Source organism: Pseudomonas fakonensis, from assembly GCF_019139895.1.
GTDB classification, from domain to species: Bacteria; Pseudomonadota; Gammaproteobacteria; order Pseudomonadales; family Pseudomonadaceae; genus Aquipseudomonas; species Aquipseudomonas fakonensis.
Genome location: NZ_CP077076.1, coordinates 3,401,656 through 3,425,505 on the forward strand (window position 1 = coordinate 3,401,656; position 23,850 = coordinate 3,425,505).

Annotated in this window: 17 protein-coding genes, 1 pseudogene and 1 riboswitch; of the genes and pseudogenes, 12 read left to right on the forward strand and 6 right to left on the reverse strand. The window is 65.7% G+C overall.

The window, feature by feature from the left end; translation table 11 throughout:
* Positions 1 to 143: 143 nt before the first annotated feature.
* The 4 genes from KSS94_RS14980 to KSS94_RS14995 are packed head-to-tail and all read left to right on the forward strand — an operon-like array spanning position 144 to position 5,694.
* On the forward strand, positions 144 to 1,490 hold the full coding sequence (locus KSS94_RS14980) for a hypothetical protein (RefSeq protein WP_217838880.1): 1,347 nt from the start codon (positions 144 to 146) through the stop codon (positions 1,488 to 1,490).
* 32 nt (positions 1,491 to 1,522) lie between these two features.
* Positions 1,523 to 3,748, forward strand: coding sequence for a cadherin-like domain-containing protein (locus tag KSS94_RS14985; RefSeq protein WP_217838881.1), 2,226 nt, complete (start codon positions 1,523 to 1,525; stop codon positions 3,746 to 3,748).
* A gap of 10 nt (positions 3,749 to 3,758) precedes the next feature.
* Positions 3,759 to 4,229 carry a curlin gene (locus KSS94_RS14990; protein WP_217838882.1) on the forward strand — a complete coding sequence of 157 codons (471 nt, stop codon included), beginning with the start codon at positions 3,759 to 3,761 and terminating at the stop codon, positions 4,227 to 4,229.
* A 19-nt stretch (positions 4,230 to 4,248) separates the two neighbouring features.
* Positions 4,249 to 5,694 (forward strand): curlin, encoded by a 1,446-nt coding sequence (locus KSS94_RS14995; protein WP_217838883.1) that lies wholly within the window; start codon positions 4,249 to 4,251, stop codon positions 5,692 to 5,694.
* Positions 5,695 to 5,873: 179 nt separating this feature from the next.
* Here the strand turns inward: KSS94_RS14995 and KSS94_RS15000 are convergent, their stop codons facing one another.
* Genes KSS94_RS15000 through KSS94_RS15010 form a run of 3 tightly spaced genes read right to left on the reverse strand, consistent with a single transcriptional unit; the run spans position 5,874 to position 9,100 of the window.
* Positions 5,874 to 7,409, reverse strand: a complete 1,536-nt coding sequence (locus KSS94_RS15000) for a DHA2 family efflux MFS transporter permease subunit (protein WP_217838884.1) — start codon at positions 7,407 to 7,409, stop codon at positions 5,874 to 5,876.
* Positions 7,406 to 8,596 carry an HlyD family secretion protein gene (locus KSS94_RS15005; protein ID WP_217838885.1) on the reverse strand — a complete coding sequence of 397 codons (1,191 nt, stop codon included), beginning with the start codon at positions 8,594 to 8,596 and terminating at the stop codon, positions 7,406 to 7,408. The genes KSS94_RS15000 and KSS94_RS15005 overlap by 4 nt, the downstream gene beginning before the upstream one ends.
* A gap of 30 nt (positions 8,597 to 8,626) precedes the next feature.
* A complete protein-coding gene (locus KSS94_RS15010; RefSeq protein WP_217838886.1) occupies positions 8,627 to 9,100 on the reverse strand; it encodes a MarR family winged helix-turn-helix transcriptional regulator in 474 nt (157 codons plus the stop codon).
* A gap of 167 nt (positions 9,101 to 9,267) precedes the next feature.
* Between KSS94_RS15010 and ggt the strand changes: the two genes are divergently transcribed.
* Together ggt and KSS94_RS15020 are read left to right on the forward strand one after the other, a co-directional pair.
* On the forward strand, positions 9,268 to 11,058 hold the full coding sequence (ggt, locus tag KSS94_RS15015; RefSeq protein ID WP_217838887.1) for a gamma-glutamyltransferase: 1,791 nt from the start codon (positions 9,268 to 9,270) through the stop codon (positions 11,056 to 11,058).
* A gap of 397 nt (positions 11,059 to 11,455) precedes the next feature.
* Entirely contained in the window at positions 11,456 to 12,457 is a 1,002-nt protein-coding gene (locus KSS94_RS15020) for a FecR family protein (RefSeq protein WP_217838888.1), read from the forward strand.
* Positions 12,458 to 12,633: 176 nt separating this feature from the next.
* Here the strand turns inward: KSS94_RS15020 and KSS94_RS15025 are convergent, their stop codons facing one another.
* Entirely contained in the window at positions 12,634 to 13,953 is a 1,320-nt protein-coding gene (locus KSS94_RS15025; RefSeq protein WP_217838889.1) for a Na+/H+ antiporter family protein, read from the reverse strand.
* A 596-nt stretch (positions 13,954 to 14,549) separates the two neighbouring features.
* Between KSS94_RS15025 and KSS94_RS27595 the strand changes: the two are divergent.
* Positions 14,550 to 15,515: pseudogene (locus KSS94_RS27595) on the forward strand (methyl-accepting chemotaxis protein); the annotation flags it as partial.
* Between the two features lie 102 nt (positions 15,516 to 15,617).
* Complete coding sequence (locus KSS94_RS27600; protein ID WP_369992231.1) at positions 15,618 to 16,373, forward strand: methyl-accepting chemotaxis protein; 756 nt, start codon at positions 15,618 to 15,620, stop codon at positions 16,371 to 16,373.
* Between the two features lie 110 nt (positions 16,374 to 16,483).
* Here KSS94_RS27600 and KSS94_RS15035 read toward each other — a convergent pair whose 3' ends face one another.
* On the reverse strand, positions 16,484 to 18,403 hold the full coding sequence (locus KSS94_RS15035) for a S8 family serine peptidase (protein WP_217838891.1): 1,920 nt from the start codon (positions 18,401 to 18,403) through the stop codon (positions 16,484 to 16,486).
* A gap of 183 nt (positions 18,404 to 18,586) precedes the next feature.
* On the opposite strand from KSS94_RS15035, the gene KSS94_RS15040 reads away from it, so the two are divergent.
* The 3 genes from KSS94_RS15040 to KSS94_RS15050 all read left to right on the forward strand — a co-directional run bounded on the left by KSS94_RS15040 (position 18,587) and on the right by KSS94_RS15050 (position 21,300).
* Positions 18,587 to 19,450: a LysR family transcriptional regulator gene (locus tag KSS94_RS15040; RefSeq protein ID WP_217838892.1), complete on the forward strand. Its 864-nt coding sequence runs from the start codon at positions 18,587 to 18,589 to the stop codon at positions 19,448 to 19,450.
* 272 nt (positions 19,451 to 19,722) lie between these two features.
* The gene (locus KSS94_RS15045) at positions 19,723 to 20,640 is read left to right on the forward strand and encodes an AEC family transporter (RefSeq protein ID WP_217838893.1); all 918 of its coding nucleotides are present in this window, start codon (positions 19,723 to 19,725) and stop codon (positions 20,638 to 20,640) included.
* A gap of 48 nt (positions 20,641 to 20,688) precedes the next feature.
* Positions 20,689 to 21,300 carry a cell wall hydrolase gene (locus KSS94_RS15050; RefSeq protein ID WP_217838894.1) on the forward strand — a complete coding sequence of 204 codons (612 nt, stop codon included), beginning with the start codon at positions 20,689 to 20,691 and terminating at the stop codon, positions 21,298 to 21,300.
* Positions 21,301 to 21,354: 54 nt separating this feature from the next.
* Here KSS94_RS15050 and mntP read toward each other — a convergent pair whose 3' ends face one another.
* Positions 21,355 to 21,921 carry a manganese efflux pump MntP gene (gene mntP / locus KSS94_RS15055; protein ID WP_217838895.1) on the reverse strand — a complete coding sequence of 189 codons (567 nt, stop codon included), beginning with the start codon at positions 21,919 to 21,921 and terminating at the stop codon, positions 21,355 to 21,357.
* An 8-nt stretch (positions 21,922 to 21,929) separates the two neighbouring features.
* A riboswitch (yybP-ykoY riboswitch) is annotated at positions 21,930 to 22,102 on the reverse strand.
* A gap of 626 nt (positions 22,103 to 22,728) precedes the next feature.
* Between mntP and KSS94_RS15060 the strand changes: the two genes are divergently transcribed.
* Entirely contained in the window at positions 22,729 to 23,784 is a 1,056-nt protein-coding gene (locus KSS94_RS15060) for a 3-deoxy-7-phosphoheptulonate synthase (protein WP_217838896.1), read from the forward strand.
* Positions 23,785 to 23,850 lie beyond the last annotated feature (66 nt).

The following is a 23,850-nucleotide window of genomic DNA, read 5'->3' on the forward strand; positions in this document are numbered from 1 at the left end:
ACGCCCTGTGCGATGCCTGCCATTTGCGGTAAAACCCGCGCCGCGCCTGGCCTACAGGCCTTTGTGAAAAATCTGGCACAAGTGTTGCCATCACCTCCCCAGACGCCCCATCCCCTGGGCCCGTTTGCAGGAGGAAGCGAGTCATGCATCGACCCAAACCCCATCCGCTGGCCGTGGCAGTGTTCGCCGGCCTGCTCCAGCTACCAGCCCAGGCTGCGCTGTTCGCGGTCGACACCGGCCCCTACACGTTGCCCACCGGCAAGTTCCCCGCCTGGTACCAGGACAGCCATGGCCGCACCCTCGACCTGTGCCTGTCCAAGGCGGTGAGTTCGCGGGTGGCCGGGGCCCCCGGCGCACCGTCGTACATGTGCACGCTGTTGCCCACCCCCGGGGTATTCGACGACACCCAGCCGCTGAATTTCCCCAGCAACTTCCCTGACGAGGCATTCTGGTTCACCGCCGATGCCGCCATCACCAACGCAGCCCAAGGCATCGACCTGGGCTACGGCGCGGCGGTGGAGGCAGCGTTCAGCAGCGACGAGCCCAAGGACGGTGACCAGATCAGCTTCGCCCGGGTGCGTATCCGTGTCGATGTGCCCACCGCCGGCACCTACGTGGTCACCCACCCCTACGGCGTCGAGGTGTTCGACGTGCCGGCCGCCGGGCGGCGGGCGATCAACATGACCCGCGATATCGGTATCGGCGCGCCGGGCGATTTTGTCGGTGCGCTCAAGGGCGACGTCGGGCCGTTCCTGCGCAGCGTCAATGGCCCCTACACCGAGATCAACCCCAGCACCGGCGCCAGCGAACGCTTCGTCGGCGACCCCAACCTGGAAGAGGCCGTCACCGGCAGCCCGTTCAAGACCAACTTCGTGCGCATCGAAGGGCCCGGTGGCATTGATCTGCGCACCGAGCTGTTCGCCGTGTCCGGCAAGCTGTCCACGGTCAACCGCCCGACCCCGCTGATTCCCCTGCGCAGCACCTATTCGCGGCGCAGCGAAGCTGGCAACGTGCGTGCCCAGCAGGATGTCTTCGTCAACGCCCCGCCACCGCCGGCCAGCGTCACCCTGACCAGCCAGAGCCCGGCACTGGCCCTGAGCGAAGCCGACAACACCGGCGCCTGGTACGCCCAGTCGGCGCTCGACCCCACCCTGCCGCTGACCCTGCAGGTGAGCGCCGACAACAGCCTGGCCATCCCCACCAGCGCGCCCACCACCCTGCCCATGCCTCTCACCGACCTGGTGGTGATCAGCCGCGCCGAGTACAGCCTGGCCAGCGGCCAACTGACCGTGGTGGCCAGCAGCAGCGACGAAACCGCGCCACCGGCCATGACCGCCGCCACCGGCAACGGCACGCCGCTGGGCAGCTTGTCCGGCAGCGGCGCGGTGAAAACCCTGTCGATCGGCCAGACGCCGATACCACCGGCCACGGTGCGCGTCACCAGCGCCAACGGCGGCACCGACAGCGAAGAAGTGGTGCTGATGCCATGAACAGACAAAGGCCCCGCCTTCAAGGAGGCAGCATGAATACGTGGTCCCGCCGGGCGCTGTGCGCCGCCGGTTTCACCTTGAGCATGAGCAGCATGGCCTGGGCCGCGCTGACCGAGGTCGACCCGGGCCCCTACACCTTCGCCACCGGGGGCTACCCGATGTGGTACGGCGATGCCGAAGGGCGCAAGCTGGAGCTGTGCCAGTCGCGCGCCACCAGCTCGCGCGCGCCTGGCGCCACGGCCTACATGTGCACCCTGCTACCCGAGCCCGGCATCTACGACGATGCCCTGCCGCTGGTATTCCCGGACAACTGGCCACCGGAGATGTTCTGGTTCCTGGCCGAGACCACCATCCCGGCAGTGGGCAACAGCGGCTACGAAATGGACGCTTATGTGGCCGGCCTAGAAGCCGCCTTCGCTGCCGAAAACCCGGTGGATGGCGACCAGCAGAGCTTTGCCCGCATCCGCATCCGCGTGTCGGTGCCCACCGCCGGCACCTACACCATCACCCACCCGTACGGCGTGGAGACGGTCAACGTCACCACCCCCGGGCGCCGGGCGATCAACATCACCCGCGACATCGGCATCGGCGCACCCGGCGTGTTCAGCGGCGCACTGGCCGGTGACCTGGGCCCGTTCCTGCGTGGCGCAGGCGCGCCGTACACCGAAGTCAACCCAGACACCGGCGCCAGCGAAACCTTCATCGGCGACCCGAACATCACCGAGCCTGTGGTCGGCAGCCCGAACAACACCAACTTCGTGCGCATCCAGGGCCCGGCCGGCACCATCCAGACCAACCTGTTCACCGTTTCTGGCAAGCTGCTCGACGTGCGCCAGCAAACCCCGGTAACCCTGGAGCGCGCCACCTACCAGCGCAATGCCGCCGGCACCCGCGTGGAGGTGTTCGCCAAGGCGCCCAACAGCGCCAGCCTGTGCCTGCGCAACGGCGTGGCACTGGTGGGCACACCGCCCTCGCCTTGCCAGTTCAGCATGCTGGCCGACAACAACGGGCTGTTCTTCAACCAGCAGTTGAGCCCGGCCGCACCGCCCTCGGTGGTGGTGGTCACCGCCAGCAACGCCGCTGGCGGCACCCAGCCCACTGCGCTTTCGAGCAAGCTCAGCGACGTGGTCAAGGTCACCAACGCACGCTACGACTGGGTCAGCAAACGCCTGTTGGTGGAGGCCCGCTCCAGCGATGAAGTGCTGGTGCCGGACCTTGTGGTACAAGGCTACGGGCGCATGTCCAAGGCCGGCGCGCTGCAAAGCCTGACCGTCAACGACGTGCCCCAGCCGCCGGCCAGCATCACCGTCAAGTCTGCCCACGGCGGCCATGACGTGGAGCCAGTGGTAGTAGTGGGCACGGCGCCGGCCTCGGCCGGCAACCAGCCTCCGGTGGCGCAGGCCGACGTTGGCGCCACCAGCGTCGGGGTGCCGGTGACCCTCAACCTGCTGGCCAACGACAGCGACCCGGACGCCAACCTGCCGCTGTCCATCACCGACCTCACCCAGCCCGCCCCGGGCCTGGGCAGCGTGGTGATGAACGGCACCACCTCGGTGGTGTACACCCCGCCAGTCGGCGCCACTACGGCGCAGGTGGCCACCTTCAGCTATCGCGCCATGGACGCCAAGGGCCTGAAGTCGGCACCGGCCAACGTCACCGTCAACGTGGCGCCGAACCGGCCGCCAACCGCCGTGGCCGACGCCGCCGCGACCCTGGGCGTGCCGCTGATCATCAACGTGCTGGCCAACGACACCGACCCTGAGGGCAACCTGCCGCTGAGCATCGCCAGCGTCACCCAGCCGCTGCCGGCCGGGCGCGGCACGGTGAGCCACAACGGCACCACGGTCACCTACACACCACCGGCCACGGTCACCACGGCGTTCACCGCAACCTTCACCTACATCGCCCGTGATTCGATCGGCGCCAACTCGACGCCCGGCACAGTCACCCTGCAGGTGTCGCCGAAACCGCCACAGGAGACCTTCGCGGTCACGGCGGCCACGGTCACGGCGCGCTCCAACAACCGCTACAACTGGGACATCAGCGGTACCTCGTCGATCACCACCGGCAACAACGTCACGGTGCAGGTGACCACAACCAGCGGGCTGGTGACCCTGGGCACCACCACGGTGCCAGCCAACGGCCGCTGGCGGCTGCTGCTGAACAACAGCACCACGGTCGTGCCGACCGCCAACCCGACCGCCACCGTGCGTAGCGGCCAGGGCAGCGTGCGCACGGTCAACGTGGTCCGCCAGTGAGGGGCTTGCCATGACGCGCCTGTACCCCCTGCTGCTGAGCCTGGCCCTGGCGGGCCAGGCCTGCGCCAGCGACCTGATGGACAACGCCGACCTGGCAGCCGGCAACGACCTCGGCGAGCCGCTGCTGGTGCGGCTGCTGCCAACGGCTGCCGGGCAAGTGGCGGTGATCGAGCAACAAGGAGGGGGCAACCGCGCCAGCCTCGACCAGAACGGCCAGGCCCTGCTCGGCCAGATCGTCCAGGCCGGGGGCGCGCAGGAGGCCTACATCCTCCAGCAAGGCAGTGACCTGATGGCCTCGATCAGCCAGCAGGGCCAGGGCAACAGCGCGTCGATCCGCCAGAGCGGCGCGGGCAACAACGCCGCCATCGAGCAGTACGGCAACCACAACAGCGCCACCATCGACCAGGCCGGCAACGGCCTGACCAGTGCCGTAACCCAGGCCGGCAATGGCCTGCAAGTGCACATCAGCCAGTACCGTTAGACAGACCAGGAGGCATTCCATGCACCAGCTCGCCCCTCTGAGCGCCGCCATCGTCCTTGCCCTGGCCGGCCAGGCCATGGCCGACGACAGCAACTCGACCCAAACCCAGCAGGGCAACAGCAACATCGCCGAGGTGCAGCAGGCCCAGGCCGCGTACGCCTCGGCCAGCCAGCAGCAGACCGGCTCCGGCCACAACCACCTGGCGGTGCAGCAGGACAGCACCAGCGACATTCAGCAGAGCGCCAGCGGCTCGTACAACGCCGGCTACGCCGAGCAGTTGTTCGAGCAAGGCAGCCAGGTCACCCAGCAGGCCGGCGGCACGCTGAACGATGCGTTCGCCAGCCAGTCCACGGGCGAGCGCAACCAGGCCTTGCAACAGCAGCAAGGCACCGGCAACCGCTCGGTGGTCTGGCAGGAGTCGCAGTACGACGCCCAGGCCACCACCCGCCAGTTCGGCCAGGGCAACGATGCGACCATCGAGCAGTTGTTCAGCGGCAGTGGCAACAAGGCGCTGATCCAGCAGGACGGCAACGCCAACCAGGCCGCCGCCGAACAGCTGGGCCACCAGGCCGGCGACATCGCCATCTACCAGCAGGGCCGCGAGAACTGGGCCTACGGCGACCAGCGCGACGGGCTGGGCGGCACCTTGGGTATCAACCAGCACGGCACCGGCAACTCGGTGGAAGTCTGGCAGGACACCCAGACCGCCAGCAGCGCCCAGGTGTACCAGAACGGCCAGCTCAACGAGGGCGTCATCGACCAGAGTTTCGGCACCGGCAACAGCGCCAGCCTGAGCCAAAGCGGGCGCGCCAACGCCAGTTGGTCGGACCAGTTCGAGACCAGCCAGTCGGTGACCAGCATCTCGCAAGTGGGCAACAACAACCTGCACTTCACCTACCAGACCGGCGACAACCACAGCCTGAGCATCAACACCCACGGCAACAACAACACCGTGCTGGCCAGCAACTGGAAGGGTGACAAACCGGGCGGTCAGTTTGGTAGCCAGCAACGCGCCGAGATCAACCAGGCCGGCAACCGCAACAGCGTCAACCTGAACCAGGAAGGCAGCAGCCAGTTTGCCCAGCTGCGCCAGAACGGCAACCGCAACCAGATGGAAACCCGCCAGGCTGACAGCAACAACGAGCTGTACTTCGAGCAGAACGGCAGCGACAACCTGCTGATCGCCGATCAGCGCGGCATCGCCAACTACGCTGAAGGCCTGGCTGCCGGCAATGGCGGCAGCATCAATGTCGAGCAGTCTGGCAGTGGTAACCAGAGCTATACGTACCAGCTGTACGGGAGCGGTAACCAGGCCACCATCAAGCAGGCCGATGGCGTGAATGTCGCCTATGTGACGCAGGGCGGTAATGCCAACCAGGCCTTTGTCGACCAGAGCGGTGCTGGGCAGGCCGCCTCTATCTCACAATTCGGGAATGCCAATATGGCGACCGTTACGCAGCAGTGAGTGTTTTTCCCTTCCCCTTTGGACCGCGGTGTTGCCTCTCCCTGGCGCCGCGGTTGTTTTTTGGGGTTCGAGGATTGACGGTGGCGGTTTTTCGTCACCTTTGCGCCCCTACGCAAGGGCGCAAAGGTGAATAAGCGTCACTACAAACAAGGGGAGGACCGCAATCCCCGCACAAAACCTCAATGCCCAGCCGAAGCCGGCCCCGCCTTGGCCGTAAACGGCGGCTTGGCAAACCACACCAGCAAAATCAACCCCGCAAACACCCAGGTCAGCAAGGTGAAATAATCCACCGTCGACATCATGTAAGCCTGCCCGTTGAGAATCTGCTCAAGCTGCGCATAACTCTGCGGCCCCGCCCCGCCCAGCTGCTCCAGCGTATGCCGGGTAGCCGGGTCGAACGTGCTGATGTGCTCGCTCAGGTAAGCATGGTGCTGGTCGGCCCGGCGAATCCAGATCCAGGTCGTCAGCGACGCGGCAAAGCTGCCACCCAAGGTACGCAGGAAGGTCGCAAGGCCCGAGCCGTCGGCGATCTGCTGCGGCGGCAGGTCCGACAGCAGGATGCTCAAGGTCGGCATGAAGAACAACGCCACGCCAATGCCCATGAACAACTGCACCAGGGCAATGTGGGTGAAGTCCACCTCGCTGGTGAAGCCCGCACGCATGTAGCAGCTGGTGCCGATCGCCAGGAACGCGATGCCCGCCAGCAGCCGCAGGTCGAAACGGTGCGCGTACTTGCCCACGAACGGCGACATGATCACCGGCAGCAAACCGATCGGCGCCACGGCCAGGCCCGCCCAGGTGGCCGTGTAACCCATCTGCGTCTGCAACCACTGCGGCAGGATCAGGTTGATGCCGAAGAACCCGGCATAACCGCCCACCAGCACGATGGTGCCGACGCGGAAATTGCGATGCACGAACAAGCGCAGGTTGACCACCGGGTGACGGTCGGTCAGTTCCCAGATGATGAAGATGGCCAGGAACACCACCGAAATGATCGAGCCGATGATGATGAACGACGACTCGAACCAGTCCAGGTCATTGCCTTTGTCCAGCACCACCTGCAACGCCCCCACCCCGATGATCAGGGTCAAAAGACCGATGTAGTCCATCGGCTGGCGGCTGGTGACCACCGGCCGCGCTCGCATCTGCTGGCGCACCACAGCGGCGGCGAACAGGCCGATGGGCACGTTGATGAAGAAAATCCACGGCCAGCTGTAGCTGTCGGTGATCCAGCCGCCGAGGATCGGCCCGGCAATCGGCGCCACCACTGTGACCATGGCCAGCAGCGCCAGCGCCATCCCCCGTTTCGCCGGGGGGTACACGGCAATCAGCAAGGTCTGGGTCATCGGGTACAGGGGGCCTGCGACCACACCCTGGAGCACGCGAAAGCCCACCAGCTCGGGCATCGACTGGGCGATGCCGCACAGGAACGACGCCAGCACGAATAGCAGGGTGGCCCAGATGAACAGCTTCACCTCGCCAAAGCGCCGGCTCAGCCAGCCGGTCAGCGGCAAGGCGATGGCGTTGCTCACCGCGAACGAAGTGATCACCCAGGTGCCCTGCTCGTAGCTCACCCCCAGGTTGCCGGAAATGGTCGGCAGCGCCACGTTGGCGATGGTGGTATCCAACACCTGCATGAAGGTGGCCAGCGACAGGCCGATGGTGGTCAGCAGCAGGCTGGGGGGAGTGAACTGCGCAGCGCCGCCCTGGCTCATCGCTGGGCCGTCTTGCCGGTGGCACTGTTTTCGTGGATCAGCCGGGCGATCAACTGGTCGGCCTCGCCCAACTGACGGTCATACACCTGGGTGGTGTAGCTGGCCTGCTGCGGCGGTTGCTGGGCCAGGGTCGGGCCGCTCTGGTCGTGCAGGTCGACCTCGGCCACGGTGGACAGGCCGATGCGCAGCGGGTGGTCCTTGAGCTGCTCGGGGTTCAGGTGAATGCGCACCGGCACGCGCTGGACGATCTTGATCCAGTTGCCGGTGGCGTTCTGCGCCGGCAGCAGGGCGAAGGCACTGCCGGTACCGGCGCCGAGGCTGTCGACAGTGCCGCTGTATTTGACTTCGCTGCCGTACAGGTCGGCGGTGATCTCCACCGGCTGGCCGATGCGCATGTCGCGCAGCTGGGTTTCCTTGAAGTTGGCGTCCACCCACACCTCGTCCAGCGGGATCACCGCCATGGTCGCGGTGCCTGGTTGCAGGCGCTGGCCCAGTTGCACGGTGCGCTTGGCCACGTAACCGGTAATCGGCGCCACCAGGGTGGTGCGGGCGTGGTCCAGGTAGGCCTGGCGCAGCTCGGCGGCGGCGGCCATTACCTCAGGGTGCGAGGACACCACAGTGTCGTCCACCAGCGCGCTGCTGGTGTTGAGCTGCTGGCGGGCACTGTTGACGGCGGCCAGGGCCACGGCCAGGTCGTCACGCGAGTGGGAGATTTCTTCCTGGGCGATGGCACCGCTGTCGGCCAGTACCTTGCGCCGGTTGTAGTTTTGCTGGGCCTTTTGCAACTCGGCCTGGCGGGTTTGCAACTGGGCCTTGAGCGAATCGACGTTGCTGTACAGGCCGCGGGTCTGGCGCACGGTGCGCGCCAGCTTGGCTTCGGCGGCCTGCAGGGCAACTTCGCTGTCGGCCGGGTCGAACTGCAGCAGCACTTGGCCGGCGTGCACCAGATCGCCGTCGTCGGCACCAATGCTGGTGACGGTGCCGGTGATCAGCGGGGTGATTTCTACCACGTTGCCGTTGACGTAGGCATCGTCGGTGCTTTCGTGCCAGCGCCCAACCAGGCTGTACCAGGCCCAGGCGCCAGCCCCGGCAACAATAAGGAGGAACAGCAGGCCGAGCAGCCAGGCCTTGCGCTTGCGCGTGTCCTGCGAGGCTGCCTGGGTCGGGGTGTCAGCGGAAGTAGCCATGACAGTACCTTGGAAAATGCGTGACAGGGATCAACGGTCGCCGAAACGGCGGATCGTCAGGGGGTCGCCGGCGCTGAGCAGCACCTTGGCCAGCAGGCCTTCTAGGGTTTTCAACTCCTCGGGCTGCAGCACGCCGACCAACTCGTTCATCGCCGCCGCCCCCACCTGCGGCAGGCGGTCGGCCAGGCGCTGGCCGTCGGCAGTGAGCGCCAGGCGCACCTGGCGGCGGTCGTCGGGGCAGCGGTTGCGCAAAATCAGGCCCTTCTGCTCGAGGCGGTCGAGCATGCGGGTCATCGAACCGCTGTCCAGGCCGAGGTAGCGGCACAACTCGGCCGGGGTGTCGACCTGGTACTGGGTGACGATGATCAGCACCTTGAACTGCGCGGCCGTGACGCCGTCGGCTTCCAGGTGCCAGTCGAGGATGCGGTCCTTCAGCACGGCGGCGCGGCCAAGCAGCATGCCGATGGCGCAGGTCTGGAAGTTTTCCGGGGTGAAATGGGCCATCGGCGGGTTGCTCGGGAAAATGTGTATAAATATTACTGCCTAGGCAGTGAATGTCCAAGCCTTGATTAGCGTGCTAACTAAAATTTCATGTAGCCGCCGGGTTTCGCCAATCGCCACCCGGGCAGATATGCTGACCCCTGCCCCGATTCAGCCGTTCAAGGAAATGCATGCGACTTGCCCCCCTGGCCACACTTTGCACCCTGGCCCTGCTGACCGCAGCCTGCGGCTCCTCTCACCCGCCGGCTGCGCTCGCACCAGAGATCGGCACCGGCTACCGCAGCGGCCTGCAACCGGTACATGCCAAGCGCCACATGGCCGCCGCCGCCAACCCGCTGGCGACCGCGGCCGGCCTTGAAATGCTGCGCAAGGGCGGCTCGGCCATCGATGCCGCAGTGGCCATGCAGGCCGTGCTGACCCTGGTGGAGCCACAGTCCAGCGGCATTGGCGGCGGCGCCTTCATCCTGTACTGGGATGGCCGCCAGGTGCAGGCCTACGACGGTCGCGAAACCGCGCCGCAAGGTGCCAACGCCATGCAGTTTCTCAAGCCGGACGGTACGCCCATGGCCTTTGCCCAGGCGCAGATCGGCGGACTGTCGGTGGGTGTGCCAGGGGCGCTGAAGGCCCTGGAGCTTGCGCACCGCCAGCACGGCAAGTTGCCGTGGAAGACGCTGTTTGGCCCGGCCATCGAGCTTGCGCGCAACGGCTTCGCGGTGTCCCCGCGGCTGCATGCGCTGATTGCGGCTGACCGATTCATCGCCCGCTCACCTGAGCTTGCACGCTACCTGCTCACCCCCGAGGGCAAGCCGCTGCCGGTTGGCAGCCAACTGAAGAACCCGGCACTGGCCGACACCTTGCAGGCCATTGCCAGCGAGGGCGCCGATGCGCTGTACCAAGGCAGGCTGGCCCAGGCCATCACCCGGCAGGTAAACCGCCACGCCAACCCCGGCAGCCTGGCCCTGAAAGACCTTGCGGGATACCGCGCCGTTGAGCGCCAACCCGTGTGCGCGGATTACAAACAATGGCGCATCTGCGGCATGCCGCCGCCCTCCTCCGGCGGCGTGGCGGTGCTGCAGACCCTCGGTATCCTGGAGGCACTGGGCCAACGTGACCCGCGCCTGAACATCGCCGGTATGCCGCCAGTACCGGCCGCCACACCTGCCGGGCTGACGCCCGACGCCAACGCCGTGCACCTGGTGGCCGAGGCCGAGCGCCTGGCTTATGCCGACCGCGCCCAGTACCTGGCCGACCCGGGCTTTGTGCCGGTGAACGTCAAGGGGCTGACCAGCAGCGTCTACCTGGCCGAACGTGCGCGGCTGATCGGCGAGCGCAGCATGGGCCACGCCGAAGCCGGCGTGCCGCCGGGCGCCAACCTGGCCCTGGCGCCGGACCGCTCGCCGTTGCGCATCTCCACCTCGCAGGTTTCAGTGGTGGATGGTTTGGGTGGCGCGCTGTCGATGACCACCTCCGTAGAGGCAGCCTTCGGCTCGCACCTGCTGGTGGAGGGTTTTCTACTCAACAACCAGCTCACCGACTTTTCCTTCATTCCAGAGGAGCACGGGCTACCGGTGGCCAACCGTATCGAGCCAGGCAAGCGGCCGCGTTCTTCCATGGCCCCCACGCTGGTGTTCGAGCGTGCCTCCGGGCAACTGGTGGCTACGCTGGGTTCGCCGGGCGGCTCGCAGATCATCCAGTACGTCAACAAGGCACTGCTCGGCCTGCTGGACTGGAAGCTGGACCCGCAAGCGGCGGTCGATTTACCGAACTTCGGCAGCCGCAATGTGCAGACCGAGGTCGAAGCCGGGCTGATGGGGCCGCAGATCATTCAGCAGTTGCGCGCGCGTGGGCACGAAGTGGCAGAAATGGAGATGACCAGCGGGACACAGGTGATCGTACGCGATGGCGAGGGTTGGGCGGCAGGCGCCGACCCGCGCCGTGAAGGCAGTGCAGCGGGGGATTGAAGCCCCCTGTAGGAGCGGCCTCGTGTCGCGAAAGGGCTGCGTAGCAGCCCCCGCGATTCTGCATAAGTTCGAGATCCTGGGGCTGCCCTGCAGCCCAATCGCGACACAAGGCCGCTTCCCACAGGGATTGCATAAGCCTCAGGCCAGTGCCGTACCTGTAGGAGCCGGCTTGCCGGCGATGAGGCCGGCACAGGCAACACAAGAATCTCCCCAGAAGGCGCCCCAGCTTTTTCAGATTGAGCAAGCCAGCTGCACTCATCACCAGCAATAGAGGCGGCGCGTCAATAAGAGCCATGCGCATCAACGACGAATTTCCATACAATTGATAGTCATTCGCCATTAACCCGTTCTCGGAAGCCGCGCCCAAGGGTAGAATGCCGCAAAACCGGGAGCCGTAATGAATCAGGACCGCCTCACCCCCAGCGAAGACGATGCCATCACCGACGCCGCCGCGCATTGGTGCATGCGCCTGCACGCCGAGGACTGCACGGCTGCAGAGCGGGTGGCGTTCAGCCAGTGGCTGGCGGCGGACCCGCGGCACGCCGGGGAATACCAGGCCATGCTGGAGATCTGGCAGACCGCCGACCTGCTGCCGCGTACGCACAATGTGGTCGAGCTCAAGCCGCAACGCCGCACCCAGCCGCGCAACTGGCGGCCCTTTGCCTCGGCTGCGGCCATCGCCCTGCTGGCCCTGCCCCTGGCGGGCTGGGTGGGTTGGGAGCAAGGCTGGCTGCCCAGCAGCTACCAGCACTTCGAGACGGGCGACCAGTTGCAGCAGGTGCAGTTGAGCGACGGCAGTACCGTCGAGCTGAACCTCAACAGCGAGCTGCGCTACCTGAACTACAAGGATGAGCGCCGGGTCACCCTGATCAGGGGCGAGGCGTTCTTCAAGGTCACCCACGACAGCAACCACCCGTTCATCGTGCGCGCAGGCAATGGCCAGACCCGGGTCACCGGTACCCAGTTCAACGTGTGGAAATATGAAGACCAGGTCAAGGTAACACTGGTGGAAGGCTCGGTGCTGGTGAGCAGCGGCGACAATGACGGTGGCTATCGTCTTGGCCCCGGCATGCAGGCCAGCTATCACCAGGGCGACTTCGAGCCGAGCCTGGCGCAAAGCAATGATTACGGCAACGCTCTGGCCTGGCGCAGCGGCAAGCTGGTGCTGGACAACCTGAGCCTGCGCCAGGCCTTGCCGGTGATCAACCGCTACCTCAACAAACCCTTGCTGCTGGCCGATGACAACGCAGCACGCATCCGCATCAGTGGCATCTACAACACCCGCGAAGTCGCTCGCCTGGTCGACACCCTGCCCAAGGTACTGCCGGTCTACCTGACCCGCAGCAAGGACGGCAGCACCGTGCTCAATCGCATCGTCCCGCCGCCCAGCCGGGGCTGAGCCCGCGCCCTGCCGAGGCTTTAGGGGAGCAACTGTTTTGTGCTGCCCGTACGGGCCTCATCGCCGGCAAGGATCGCACAGCCTTCAAACCTGCGCTGTACCTGTAGGAGCCGGCTTGCCGGCGATGAGGCCGGCGCAGCCAGCACAAGGCAGCCGCCCCTGCACCGACCAGCCCCTCACAGCACCATCGCCGCCAACCAGCCAAAGCCCAGCAACGGCAGGTTGTAGTGGATGAACGTCGGCACCACCGTGTCCCAGATATGGTGGTGCTGACCGTCCACGTTCAACCCCGAGGTCGGCCCAAGGGTGGAGTCCGACGCAGGCGACCCCGCATCCCCGAGGGCGCCGGCAGTACCGACGATGCACACCGTTGCGATCGGGTCAAAGCCCAGCTGCACGCACAGAGGTACGAAGATCGCCGCCAGAATCGGCACGGTGGAAAACGACGAGCCGATACCCATGGTCACCAGCAGGCCCACCAGCAGCATCAACAGCGCACCGATGCCCTTGCTGTGGTCGATCCACTGCGCGGCGGCCTCCACCAGGCTCTTCACCTCACCGGTGGCCTTCATCACGTCGGCAAAGCCTGAGGCGGCGATCATGATGAAACCGATCATGGCCATCATCTTCATGCCTTCGGTGAACAGGTCGTCGGTATCCTTCCAGCGCACGATGCCCGACAGCGAGAAGATCAAAAAGCCGACCATCGCACCGATGATCATCGAGTCCAGCCACAGCTGGATGATGAACGCCGCCGCAATCGCCACCCCCGCCACCAGCAAGGTCAGTGGGTTGTACTGCACGCTCACCTGCTCCACCTGCTCGATACGCGCCAGGTCGTAGTCACGTTTTTTGCGGTAGCTGAAGAACACCGCCAGCAAGAGGCCGGCGAGCATGCCTGCGGCCGGGATGGCCATGGCGTGGGTGACGTTGACCCCGCTCACATCCACCCCGGCGCGGCTGACGTTGGCCAGCAGGATTTCGTTGAGGAAGATGTTGCCAAAGCCCACCGGCAGGAACATGTATGGGGTGATCAGGCCGAAGGTGATCACGCAGGCAATCAGCCGCCGGTCGATACGCAAGCGCGTGAGCACGTACAACAGTGGCGGCACCAGCAGCGGGATGAAGGCGATATGGATCGGCAGGATGTTCTGCGACGACACCGCCACCACCAGCATCAGGCCGATCAGCAGCCACTTAACCTTGCCACCCTCGGCATGGCCCTGGCGGTCGATCATGGCCAGGGCGCGATCAGCCAGCGCGTGGGCCAGCCCGGACTTGGCGATGGCTACCGCGAAGGCGCCCAGCAAGGCGTAAGACAACGCCACCGTGGCACCGCCACCCAGCCCGCCATTGAAGGCCTTGAGCGTCCCCTCGATACCCAGCCCACCGACCAACCCCCCGGCCAGGGCGCCGACGATCAGGGCGATGACCACATGCACGCGGGACAGGCTCAGGACCAGCATGATCCCGACCGCGGCTATCACTGCATTCATGATGTGCAAACCTCGTTACTACAGGCAAAAAGAAGACAAAAAGCGAGTGCTCCGGCGACAGCTGCACGCAGGCAGTGGCCGGGCCAAAGGATGTTGTTATGAAGGGCGCACACTCTGAAGCACCGGCCGGCAGAAGTCAAAGCCGCGTGGTTTGCGGGTTGTTGCGGCAATAGACCAAAGTCTTAGGTAATTGATTGATCGTTCAATCAAGAAAACACCGATCTTGCCGAAACAGTCGGCAGCATCAAACCTATTACAAGGGATTTGCCCCCATGCCTGTGCTGCGACAACTCTCGATTCAATGGAAGATCACCCTGCTGGCCGGCTTGTGCCTGGCCAGTATCGTCACCCTGCTGGTCGGCCTTTCGCTGTACCGAATGGACCACAGCTCCGACCTGGTCAAGGCCAGCAGCATGCAGATGCTGACTGAAGCTGCGCAGTCGCGCATCGAGTCCCAGGGCGAGGTTCAGGCCTTGAACATTCGCCGCCAGTTCATGGACGCCTACCAGTATGGCGCCGGCTTCACCCGCCAGGTGCTGTTCCTGCGCGAGCAGGCCGAAAAGCGCTTCCTAGATGCCTACGACCTGCGCCAGGACATGACTGCCCAGGTGCGCGCCGCGCTGCAGGCCAACCCCGACCTGCTTGGCCTGTCGCTGGTGTTCGAACCCGGCGCGCTGGATGGCAAGGACAAGCTGTTCGCCGGCCAAGCCGCGCTGGGCAGCAACGAAACCGGGCGCTTCGCCCTGTACTGGTCGCAACCCCGGGCCGGCGAGCTGACCTCGATGGCCCTGCCCGAGCACGACATGGCCAACACCGCCATCGGCCCCAGTGGCCAGCCGGCCAACACCTGGTGGGTGTGCCCGCGCCAGAGCGGCCAGGTGTGCGTGGTCGAGCCGTACTTCTATGACATCGACGGCCAGCGCGTGCTGATGACCAGCATCGTGTTCCCGCTCAAAAGCAACGGCAAGGTGATCGCCACCCTGTCCATCGACATCAACCTCAACAGCCTGCAGGCCCTGAGCGAGTCGGCCAGCCGTGGGCTGTACGAAGGCCGTACCACGGTCGGCATCCTCAGCCCGGTAGGCCTGCTGGCCGGCTACAGCGCCGATGCCGGCAAGCTGGCCCAGCGCCTGGACCAGGTCGACCCGGCCCAGGGCGCCGAGCTGGTGCGCAGGCTGGCCGAAGGCAAGCTGCAGATTCTGCACGACCAGCAGCGCCTGAAGGTGCTGGCCGCCTTCGAGCCGATCCCCGGCGGCAAGCCCTGGGGTGTGCTGCTGGACGTGCCGGAAAGCGCCCTGACCGGCCCTGCCGAAACACTCAAGCAGGAGCTGGACGCCCTCAACACCAGCGGCACCCTGCTGGAGCTGGGCCTGGGCCTGGCTGCCGCCATCGCCGGCCTGCTGCTGGTGTGGCTGATGGCTCGCACCGTGACCCGCCCGATCCTTGGCGTGGCCGCCATGCTCAAGGATATCGCCAGCGGCGAAGGCGACCTGACCCGCCGCCTGCAGTACGACAAGCGCGACGAGCTGGGCGAGTTGGCCGGCTGGTTCAACCGCTTCCTCGACAAGCTGCAGCCGACCATCGCCGAGGTGAAACGCTCGGTACAGGCCGCCCGCGGTACCGCCGACCAGTCTGCGGCCATCGCCGCCGAAACCAGCGCCGGCATGGAGCAGCAGTACCGCCAGGTCGACCAGGTGGCCACCGCCTCCCACGAAATGAGCGCCACTGCCCAGGACGTTGCCCGCAGCGCCGCCCAGGCGGCCCAGGCGGCCCGTGAAGCCGACCAGGCCACCCGCGAAGGCCTGGCGGTGATCGACCGCACCACCACCAGCATTGGCACCCTGGCCGCCGACATGAGCAGCGCCATGGGCCAGGTCGAAGGCCTGGCGCGCAACAGCGAGAAGATCGGCTCGGTACTGGAGGTGATCCGCTCGATCGCCGAGCAGACCAACCTGCTGGCACTCAACGCCGCCATCGAAGCCGCCCGTGCCGGTGAAGCCGGCCGGGGCTTTGCCGTGGTCGCCGACGAGGTGCGCAACCTGGCCCGTCGCACCCAGGAATCGGTGGAAGAAACCCGCCAGGTCATCGAGGCCTTGCAGGCCGGTACGCAAGAAGTGGTCGGCGCCATGGACGGCAGCCACCGCCAGGCCCAGGGCGGCGTCGAGCAGGTCGGCCAGGCAGTCAGCGCGCTGCAACGCATTGGCGAGGCGGTCACGGTGATCACCGACATGAACCTGCAGATCGCCAGTGCCGCCGAGGAACAAAGCGCGGTGGCCGAGGAGATCAACCACAACGTTGCCACCATCCGTGACGTTACCGAGTCGCTGAGCGGCCAGGCCAACGAATCGGCGCGGGTCAGCCAGTCGCTGAACAGCCTGGCCAACCAGCAGCAAGGGCTGATGGACCAGTTCCGCGTCTGACCCCCCCATCGCCGGCAAGCCGGCTCCTACAAGGATTGCGCTGTACCTGTAGGAGCCGGCAAGCCTGCGATGAGGCCCGGACAGGCGCTATCCAACAATCCGCCTACCCCTCAGCCCCGATCAAACCGCCCCCCACCCAACAACCGGTCGAGCAACGCCAACGCCCCCTGCACATTGGGCCTGGCCCCCATGGGCAACACGTCGGTCAACGGCAGGGTGGCATCGTCATACCCCGACGCCATGATCAGCAAGTGCATCTGGTTGGCGTCCAGATACACATGGTGCTGGGTCATCGCGTACGACTGCACCAGGCTCAGTGCACCGGTGACCAGTGGCGTGGCTGAAGAAGTACCGCCGTAGGTGCCGGTATAGTCGCGATCATCTCCCGTCTTGTCCTGCAAAGCGCCATACGACAACGTCGCCACGCTGTCGCCCCAGGCATTGAGCATGCGGTAGCGATAGTTGTAGTTGGAATACTGGTGGGGTTTGCCATCCCAGGAGTGGCAGGCACCGACCAGGATCGCATCGGCGTCGCCGTGGTCGCTGAAGTACGGCCACTGGGCAAGGTCGACCCCCTGGTTCTGCACCGTGCCTTTGCCACTGTCACCCTGGGCAGCACCGTTGGCGGCCGCCACGACCACCACTGCGCCTCGCTGGCTCAACTGCCTGATCACATCCCACCAGGCCCGGTCGTGCACGGCCGGCAGGAAAGTGCCCAATACTTGCGGGTTGGCCGTCTGCCGGTTGATCCCGACGATGTCCCCTGGCAGTACCTGGTGCAGCAGGTCCTTGAGCACCTGGGACCCGCCAAGGCTGTCCTTGGCACGGTTGTCGTAGAGGAACAGTTCACTGTCATGGCTGATGCCGGTCATGCCCCTGCCGTTCTTCACCGCCAGCATGATGCCAGTGGATGCGGTGCCGTGGCGGGGGTCGTCGTTGGGTGTTTCGTTGACCACGATCAGGTTCGGGTTGCCATGCAGATCCTCGTGGTTGGGGAACAACCCGCCGTCGGTGAAGTGGATGCGTCCCCCCTTCCCGGTCACTTGCTGTTGCCAGGCAACCCTTATATTCAGGCCCTGCGACTTGCTCCCGGGGGCGTCCAGGTAGGTTTGCAGCGCCTCGAAATCAGGCGTGGGCCTGGCATTTTCTTCGGCGCTGTCGCCCGCGTGCACCGCGGCCCCGGTCAACAGCGCTGCCAGCAGCCCGGCGGCGCCCAGCAACAGCAGGTTCGGCTCAGCGCTTGGGCCGATGAACTGCAGCGACTGTACATACTCCAGTGCCGCGAGGGTCTTGATCAGCTCGACGAAGGTGGCGTTGCTCATGCCTGCCGGTTGCTCGAGCATGCAGTAACGGCCAAGCACGCCCAGCCCCGTATCCTCGTGCTCGTTCGCAGCAAGCAGGGGCCGCAACTCGAGCACCTGGCCCAGCGACGGCCAAAGGCGCAGCAGCACAGACCCGGAGCCGGGCTCAAGGTCATCGAGCAAGCATTGGTAGCCCCCCTCACTGAAGCCTATTTGCAACACTGGGTAACGCTCGCCGACTGGCACGGCCGGGAACGGCGCCAACAGCCGGCCATATGGGTCGTCAAGCCCTTGCCCCTCATCCGGCACTGCGCGGCGATTGCGCAGGCCAGCAGGCAGCGGCACCTTGTCCAGTACGCTCCTGTCCAGCTCGTCTTCCCCGACCTGCAGCAACAGCGGCTCGAAGTCAAAGACACCTGCAGCCCCTGTCGGCCGGCCCAGGGCAATGGCGTATTCATCCAGCAATACCACCTTGGGCCGGATGGCATAGCGCCCGGCGACTTCCCGGGTGACGAAACTGACCGGGCAGCCATGGTCGGCCAGCTTGCCACTGCTGGCGTGGCCAAGCGCCGAGAGCCCTTGCAGCAGTACCGGGTCACCCGGCCCCTGGCGTTCGAGCTGGTAACGGATACGCGCCACCTTGTGCAGGTCGGGCCCGGTGCAACGCACGTGGAATTTCCCGTCGAAACGGAAGTTGCGGTAATAGACGAAGCTCAGGTCGGGGAACATGGCAGGCTCCAGCCAGGGGAAACAGCAGATTGTTCGCGCAGCCCACTCCATCCGGCAGCCAGAAGCCTTTCCTGCTGGCCGGGCTGCTGGCCCCGGGCCTGGCCACCCCCGCCAGCCTTTGAGCATCCTCGCCGGCAATGGCGTATGGTGTCAGCCTGTGCCGCCACCGCCTTCGGAGCTCCCGTGTCCCTCAAAGCCCTGCGCACCCTGGTGACCATCGCCCGCCACGGCACCTTCGCCCGCGCCGCCGACCTGCTCAGCCTCACCCCTTCTGCGGTGAGCCTGCACATCAAGACGCTGGAAGAAGAACTGCAAGTCAGCCTGTTCGACCGCAGCCGCCGCCAGGTGGTGCTGACCGAAGCCGGGCAGTTGGCAGTGGCCCGCGCCGAAAGCATCCTGGCCGCCTATGACGAACTGGCCGACACCCTGGCCAGCGGCCCGGCCCTGCGCGGGCGGCTGCGCATCGGTGCGATCCATACCGTGCTGGCCCGGCGCCTGCCGCGGGCGCTGGTGTGGATCAAGGCGCATCACCCGCAGTTGCATGTGAGCGTGGTCTCGGGCATGTCGGCCGAGCTAGCCCGGCGTGTCGAGGATGGCGAACTGGATGCGGCCATCACCACCGAGCCGGTCAGCCCCTACCCGCAGATCCTGCAGTACACGCCGCTGTTCGAGGACCGCTTCTGGGCCATCGCCAGCCCGGAACTGGCCGGCCTGAGCGTGCCCGAGCTACTGACCAGTCAACCCTTTTTACGTTTTGACAAGCGTGCCTGGGCCGGGCGGCAGATCGAACAGGAACTGCGCCGCCAGCGCCTGCAGGTCAGCGAGCAGATGGAACTGGACAGTCAGGAAGCACTGGCGCGCATGGCGGCCATGGGCCTGGGTGTGGCGATCATCCCCATGAGTGACGAAGACCTCGAGCGCCTGCCGGCGGCTACCGTGCTGCCCTTTGGCGAACCGCAACTGACCCGGCGCATGGTGCTGCTGGAACATGAGAAGAGCCAGCGCCAGCACCTGAGCGCGGTATTGGGGACGGCGCTGGAGGCCTGATGGTTGGGCAATCTCTGTAGGAGCGGCCTTGTGTCGCGAAAGGGCCGCATAGCGGCCCCAGGATCTCGGATTCATGCAAGATCGTCGGGGCCGCTATGCGGCCCTATCGCGGCACAAGGCCGCTCCTACAGGGATCGCGTCAAATTTGAAGGTTGAGCATGGCAGGCCCAAGACCATGCAGTTTTTCTCAATATTCACTGCAGAAAACACCGTTTTTTCTGTAGGACTCCCTTCGCTACCCTGTGCCGGTACCCGACCACGGACCGCCAACCATGCTCCACCTGCTGCTTACCACCCTTGTCCCGATCATCTTGCTCATCGCCCTGGGCACCTGGCTGCGGGTGCGCGGGTTCCTGGCCGAAAGCTTCTGGCCCGGAGCCGAGCGCCTGAGCTACTACGTGTTGCTGCCCTCGCTGTTCCTGCACGGCCTGGCCACCGCCAACCTGGATGGCGTGCCGGTGCTGGGCATGGTCGGCGTACTGATGCTCTCGACCCTGCTGGGCGCCCTGTTGCTGGTGCTTTACCAGGGGGCGGCCAGTTTTGACGGCGCCGACTTCACGTCGGTGTTCCAGGGCGGAGTGCGCTTCAACAACTATATCGGTGCCACCCTCGCCTCAGGCATTTACGGCAGCGCCGGCATTGCCCTGGCCGCAGTGGCCAATGCCTCCATCGTGCCTTTGGTGAACTTGCTGTGCGTGCTGGTGTTCGCCCGTTTCAGCGCACGCCACAGCTCCCCGGCCACGGTGCTGCGGGCGATCTTCGCCAACCCGCTGATCGTCGGTTGTGCCGGTGGCCTGCTGTTGCGCGCCACTGGCCTGGGCCTGCCGGCCGGGCTGGAACCGACGGTCAAGGCCCTCGGCCAGGCAGCGCTGCCCCTGGGGCTGCTGTGCGTGGGGGCGGCGTTGGGTGGCGCACGCCTGGGGCAGCAGGTAAAGCCGCTGGTGGCCGCCTCGCTGTTCAAGTTTCTGGTCATGCCGCTGACCACCTGGGGGCTGTGCCGGTTGCTGGGCCTGGGGGGCCAGGCTGCGGTAGTGGCGGTAGTGTTCCAGGCCCTGCCGACTGCGTCGTCGTCCTATGTGATGGCCCGGCAGATGGGCGGCAATGCACCCTTGATGGCCACCATCATCGCCCTGCAAACCGTGGCCGCCGCCGTGACGCTGCCGCTGGTACTGAGCCTCACCCTGGGTTGAGGCGGTACGGCTAGACTCACAGGCAGCCCACCCTGCGGATACCTGACCATGCGCCTTTCGATGATGCTGTACGGCCTCGCCCTGAGCCTGCTCGCAGCCCCCCTCTTTGCAGCCGACAGCCCAAAGGCCGCGGTCGCCGAAGACAAGGCGCAGGTGCTGGAGGAAAAGGTCTTGCAAGATGCCCCGCCGCCCAAAAAAGCCGAGACCCTCACCCCCACAGAGGTGCAGGCCGTGGACCCGGCCGGCCAGGCGCCGATGGACGACAGCATCACGTGCCTGGCACGCACCATTTACTGGGAGGCCAAGGGTGCCGATGAAAAGGACATGAGTGCGGTGGCCAGCGTGGTACTCAACCGCCTGGGTCATGACGGTTTTCCCGACAGCATCTGCGGGGTGGTCAAGCAGGGGGTAGAAAGCAAGAGCTGCCAGTTCTCCTGGTGGTGTGACGGACGGCCAGACCAGGTCGAGGAACCGGAGCGTTACGGGGTGGCCAAGGAAATCGCGCGCAAGGCACTCAACCAGCAGCTCAAGGACCCTACCGGTGGGGCCTTGTACTTTCATGATCGCAATGTGAAGCCGGATTGGGCCAAGGCTTACCGCAGGACGGCGCAGACCCGGCACTTTCTGTTCTACAAGCCCAATCAGGCGTTGGCACGCTGATTGGGCTTGAGAGTCATGTCTTGTAATGCCTGTGCCGGCGATGGGGCCTCTGGATCAGGCGGCGCTCAGGTGCTCATACAAGATGGTCGCACCCACCAGCATCAGCACCACCCCCCCCACGATCTCGGCACGCTTGCCGACAACCGAGCCCAGGGCGCGGCCGAGCATGGTGCCGAGGGTGACCATGGTCATGGTGGCCAACCCGATGGCGGCAGCCGCCACCCAGATGTTCACATCGACAAAGGCCAGGCCAACCCCCACGGCAAGGGCGTCGATACTGGTGGCAAAGGCGGTCACGGCGAGGATCCAGAACGAATGCTGGCTTTGTTTTTCTTCTTCCTCGTCATCGGCCTTGAGGCCGGCATGGACCATGTGCGCGCCCAGCGCCACCAGCAAGGTGAAGGCAATCCAGTGGTCCCACTGTTCGACATACTGGCTGGCCGCCTGGCCCAGCAGCCAGCCGACCACCGGGGTGATGGCTTCGATCACGCCGAAGATCAGGCCGGTGCGCAGGGCTTCGAGCAGGCGTGGCTTGTGCAGGCTCGAGCCTTTGCCGATGGCGGCCGCGAAGGCATCGGTGGACATGGCGAAAGCCAGGAAAACGAGAGAGATGGGATTCAACGGTTCGGACTCCAGCCGGGCAACGAGTCAACGACAGCCACCTGCACGCCCGGCACGGGTACAGGAAGGTCGTTGGTCTCGCCAATCCGGGTGGACGCGCTGGCCATGGCAGGTTGCCAAATGTGTTGACCAGAGCACCTTCACAGGGTGTGAAGGCAGGCTACTCCCCAAAGAGTGGCGCGATGATACCAGTGCCCTGTGAAAAAAGCGTGAAGTTTCAAAGCCTGTTCGCCTGCTGTGGGAGCGGGCTTGCCCCGCGATGGGGGTATCACAAATCGCTCCGATAGCGAAAACCCATTGAATGCTCTTACCCAGGTGCAGTAAGCTCGGGCTCATTCACTGGAGAGCAACATGCCGAAACACACCCGCAACCCCGCCAACCACACCGGTCGCCCCGCGCACCGCGTGCTGGCCGTTGCCGGTCGTAACGCCGTTGCACCCTTTTATTTTGGTTATTGGTTTAGCTGACAGGCGCCGATAACCCACCCGGCGCCCACTTTCGAGGGGCCGCCGAACACGAGAATACTCAAACCCCCGGTCGGCTCCCCGACCGGGGGTTTTGTTTTTCCGGGCCATCACTTTCAACGCTTCATCTTGAGGACAGATTCATGAACTACGCCACTTACACCTACCCAAGCACCTATGCCTGGCGATTTAGCCAATCCCGTTCGGGCCAGCCTGCCGCCTCCGTTCGGTCGATTTTCGGTGGCAATGCCGCACAACAACTTAATTTGACGACCTGTCGAACACCTCGATAGGGCCGACCACGCGGGCCACAACCCGCCGTCCGCCCAGGGAAAACACGCCATGCAAGCCTCGAACCTCGCCCTGACCCAAGCGCAAGCTGCCAACGCCAGCGTCAGCAAGCGCCTGCCCAGCCCGCACCTGCTCAAGCAGCAGATGCCACTGCCTACCGAACTCGCCCAACAAGTCCACGCCCAGCGCCAGGCCATCCGCGCCATCCTCGAAGGCCGCGACGAACGCCTGCTGGTGGTGGTCGGCCCGTGCTCGATCCACGACCCACGCTCGGCCCTGGAATACGCCGACCGCCTGGCCGCCCTCAGCCGTGATGTCAGCGACAAGCTGCTGCTGGTGATGCGCGCCTACGTGGAAAAGCCCCGCACCACAGTCGGCTGGAAAGGCCTGGCCTACGACCCGCACCTGGATGGCAGCGACGACATGCATTCCGGTATCGCCCTGTCCCGCGGGCTGATGCTGAGCATGCTCGAGCGCGGCCTGCCGATTGCCACCGAGTTGCTGCAGCCCGTAGCTGCCGGCTACTTCGACGACCTGCTGGGCTGGGCCGCCATCGGCGCGCGCACCACCGAGTCGCAGATCCACCGCGAAATGGTCAGCGGCCTGGAGCTGCCGGTGGGCTTCAAGAATGGCACCGACGGCGGCATCGGCATCGCCTGCGACGCCATGCGCAGCGCCGCCCACCCGCACCGCCACTTCGGCATGGACGCCCAGGGCTACCCGGCGATCATCGAGAGCCTGGGCAACCCGGACACCCACCTGGTACTGCGCGGCGGCCACAAGGGCCCGAACTACGACGCCCACAGCGTGGCCCAGGCGCGCCTGGGGCTGGCCAAGGCGGGCCTGGCGGCGCGAATCATGGTCGACTGCAGCCACGCCAACAGCGGCAAGGACCCGGCGCGCCAGCCGGCGGTGTTCGAGGACGTGCTGCAACAGCGCCTGGCCGGTGACCGCTCGCTGGTGGGGGTGATGATCGAGGGGCACCTGTTCGAAGGCTGCCAGGCACTGGGCAAGGGCGCGCTGAAATACGGCGTGTCGATCACCGATGGCTGCCTGGGCTGGGAGTCGACCGAGGCCATGCTGCGCGAGGCGGCCGCACGCTTGTAGGATCAATGCGCAAGCCTTGCGAGACATGCCCCGGACAAGTGCGCTAGGCTTGCGTTTTTTTACCCT

Bases quoted from the DNA above. Each gene is read 5' to 3' on its own strand.
- KSS94_RS27600 (WP_369992231.1), top strand. From the start codon at position 15,618: ATGGAGCAGCAGTACCGCCAGGTCGACCAGGTGGCCACCGCCTCCCAC.
- KSS94_RS15045 (WP_217838893.1), top strand. From the start codon at position 19,723: ATGCTCCACCTGCTGCTTACCACCCTTGTCCCGATCATCTTGCTCATC.
- KSS94_RS14990 (WP_217838882.1), top strand. From the start codon at position 3,759: ATGACGCGCCTGTACCCCCTGCTGCTGAGCCTGGCCCTGGCGGGCCAG.
- KSS94_RS15035 (WP_217838891.1), bottom strand. From the start codon at position 18,403: ATGTTCCCCGACCTGAGCTTCGTCTATTACCGCAACTTCCGTTTCGAC.
- KSS94_RS15020 (WP_217838888.1), top strand. From the start codon at position 11,456: ATGAATCAGGACCGCCTCACCCCCAGCGAAGACGATGCCATCACCGAC.
- ggt (WP_217838887.1), top strand. From the start codon at position 9,268: ATGCGACTTGCCCCCCTGGCCACACTTTGCACCCTGGCCCTGCTGACC.
- KSS94_RS15025 (WP_217838889.1), bottom strand. From the start codon at position 13,953: ATGAATGCAGTGATAGCCGCGGTCGGGATCATGCTGGTCCTGAGCCTG.
- KSS94_RS14985 (WP_217838881.1), top strand. From the start codon at position 1,523: ATGAATACGTGGTCCCGCCGGGCGCTGTGCGCCGCCGGTTTCACCTTG.
- KSS94_RS15005 (WP_217838885.1), bottom strand. From the start codon at position 8,596: ATGGCTACTTCCGCTGACACCCCGACCCAGGCAGCCTCGCAGGACACG.
- KSS94_RS15060 (WP_217838896.1), top strand. From the start codon at position 22,729: ATGCAAGCCTCGAACCTCGCCCTGACCCAAGCGCAAGCTGCCAACGCC.
- KSS94_RS14980 (WP_217838880.1), top strand. From the start codon at position 144: ATGCATCGACCCAAACCCCATCCGCTGGCCGTGGCAGTGTTCGCCGGC.
- KSS94_RS15010 (WP_217838886.1), bottom strand. From the start codon at position 9,100: ATGGCCCATTTCACCCCGGAAAACTTCCAGACCTGCGCCATCGGCATG.
- KSS94_RS14995 (WP_217838883.1), top strand. From the start codon at position 4,249: ATGCACCAGCTCGCCCCTCTGAGCGCCGCCATCGTCCTTGCCCTGGCC.
- KSS94_RS15050 (WP_217838894.1), top strand. From the start codon at position 20,689: ATGCGCCTTTCGATGATGCTGTACGGCCTCGCCCTGAGCCTGCTCGCA.
- KSS94_RS15000 (WP_217838884.1), bottom strand. From the start codon at position 7,409: ATGAGCCAGGGCGGCGCTGCGCAGTTCACTCCCCCCAGCCTGCTGCTG.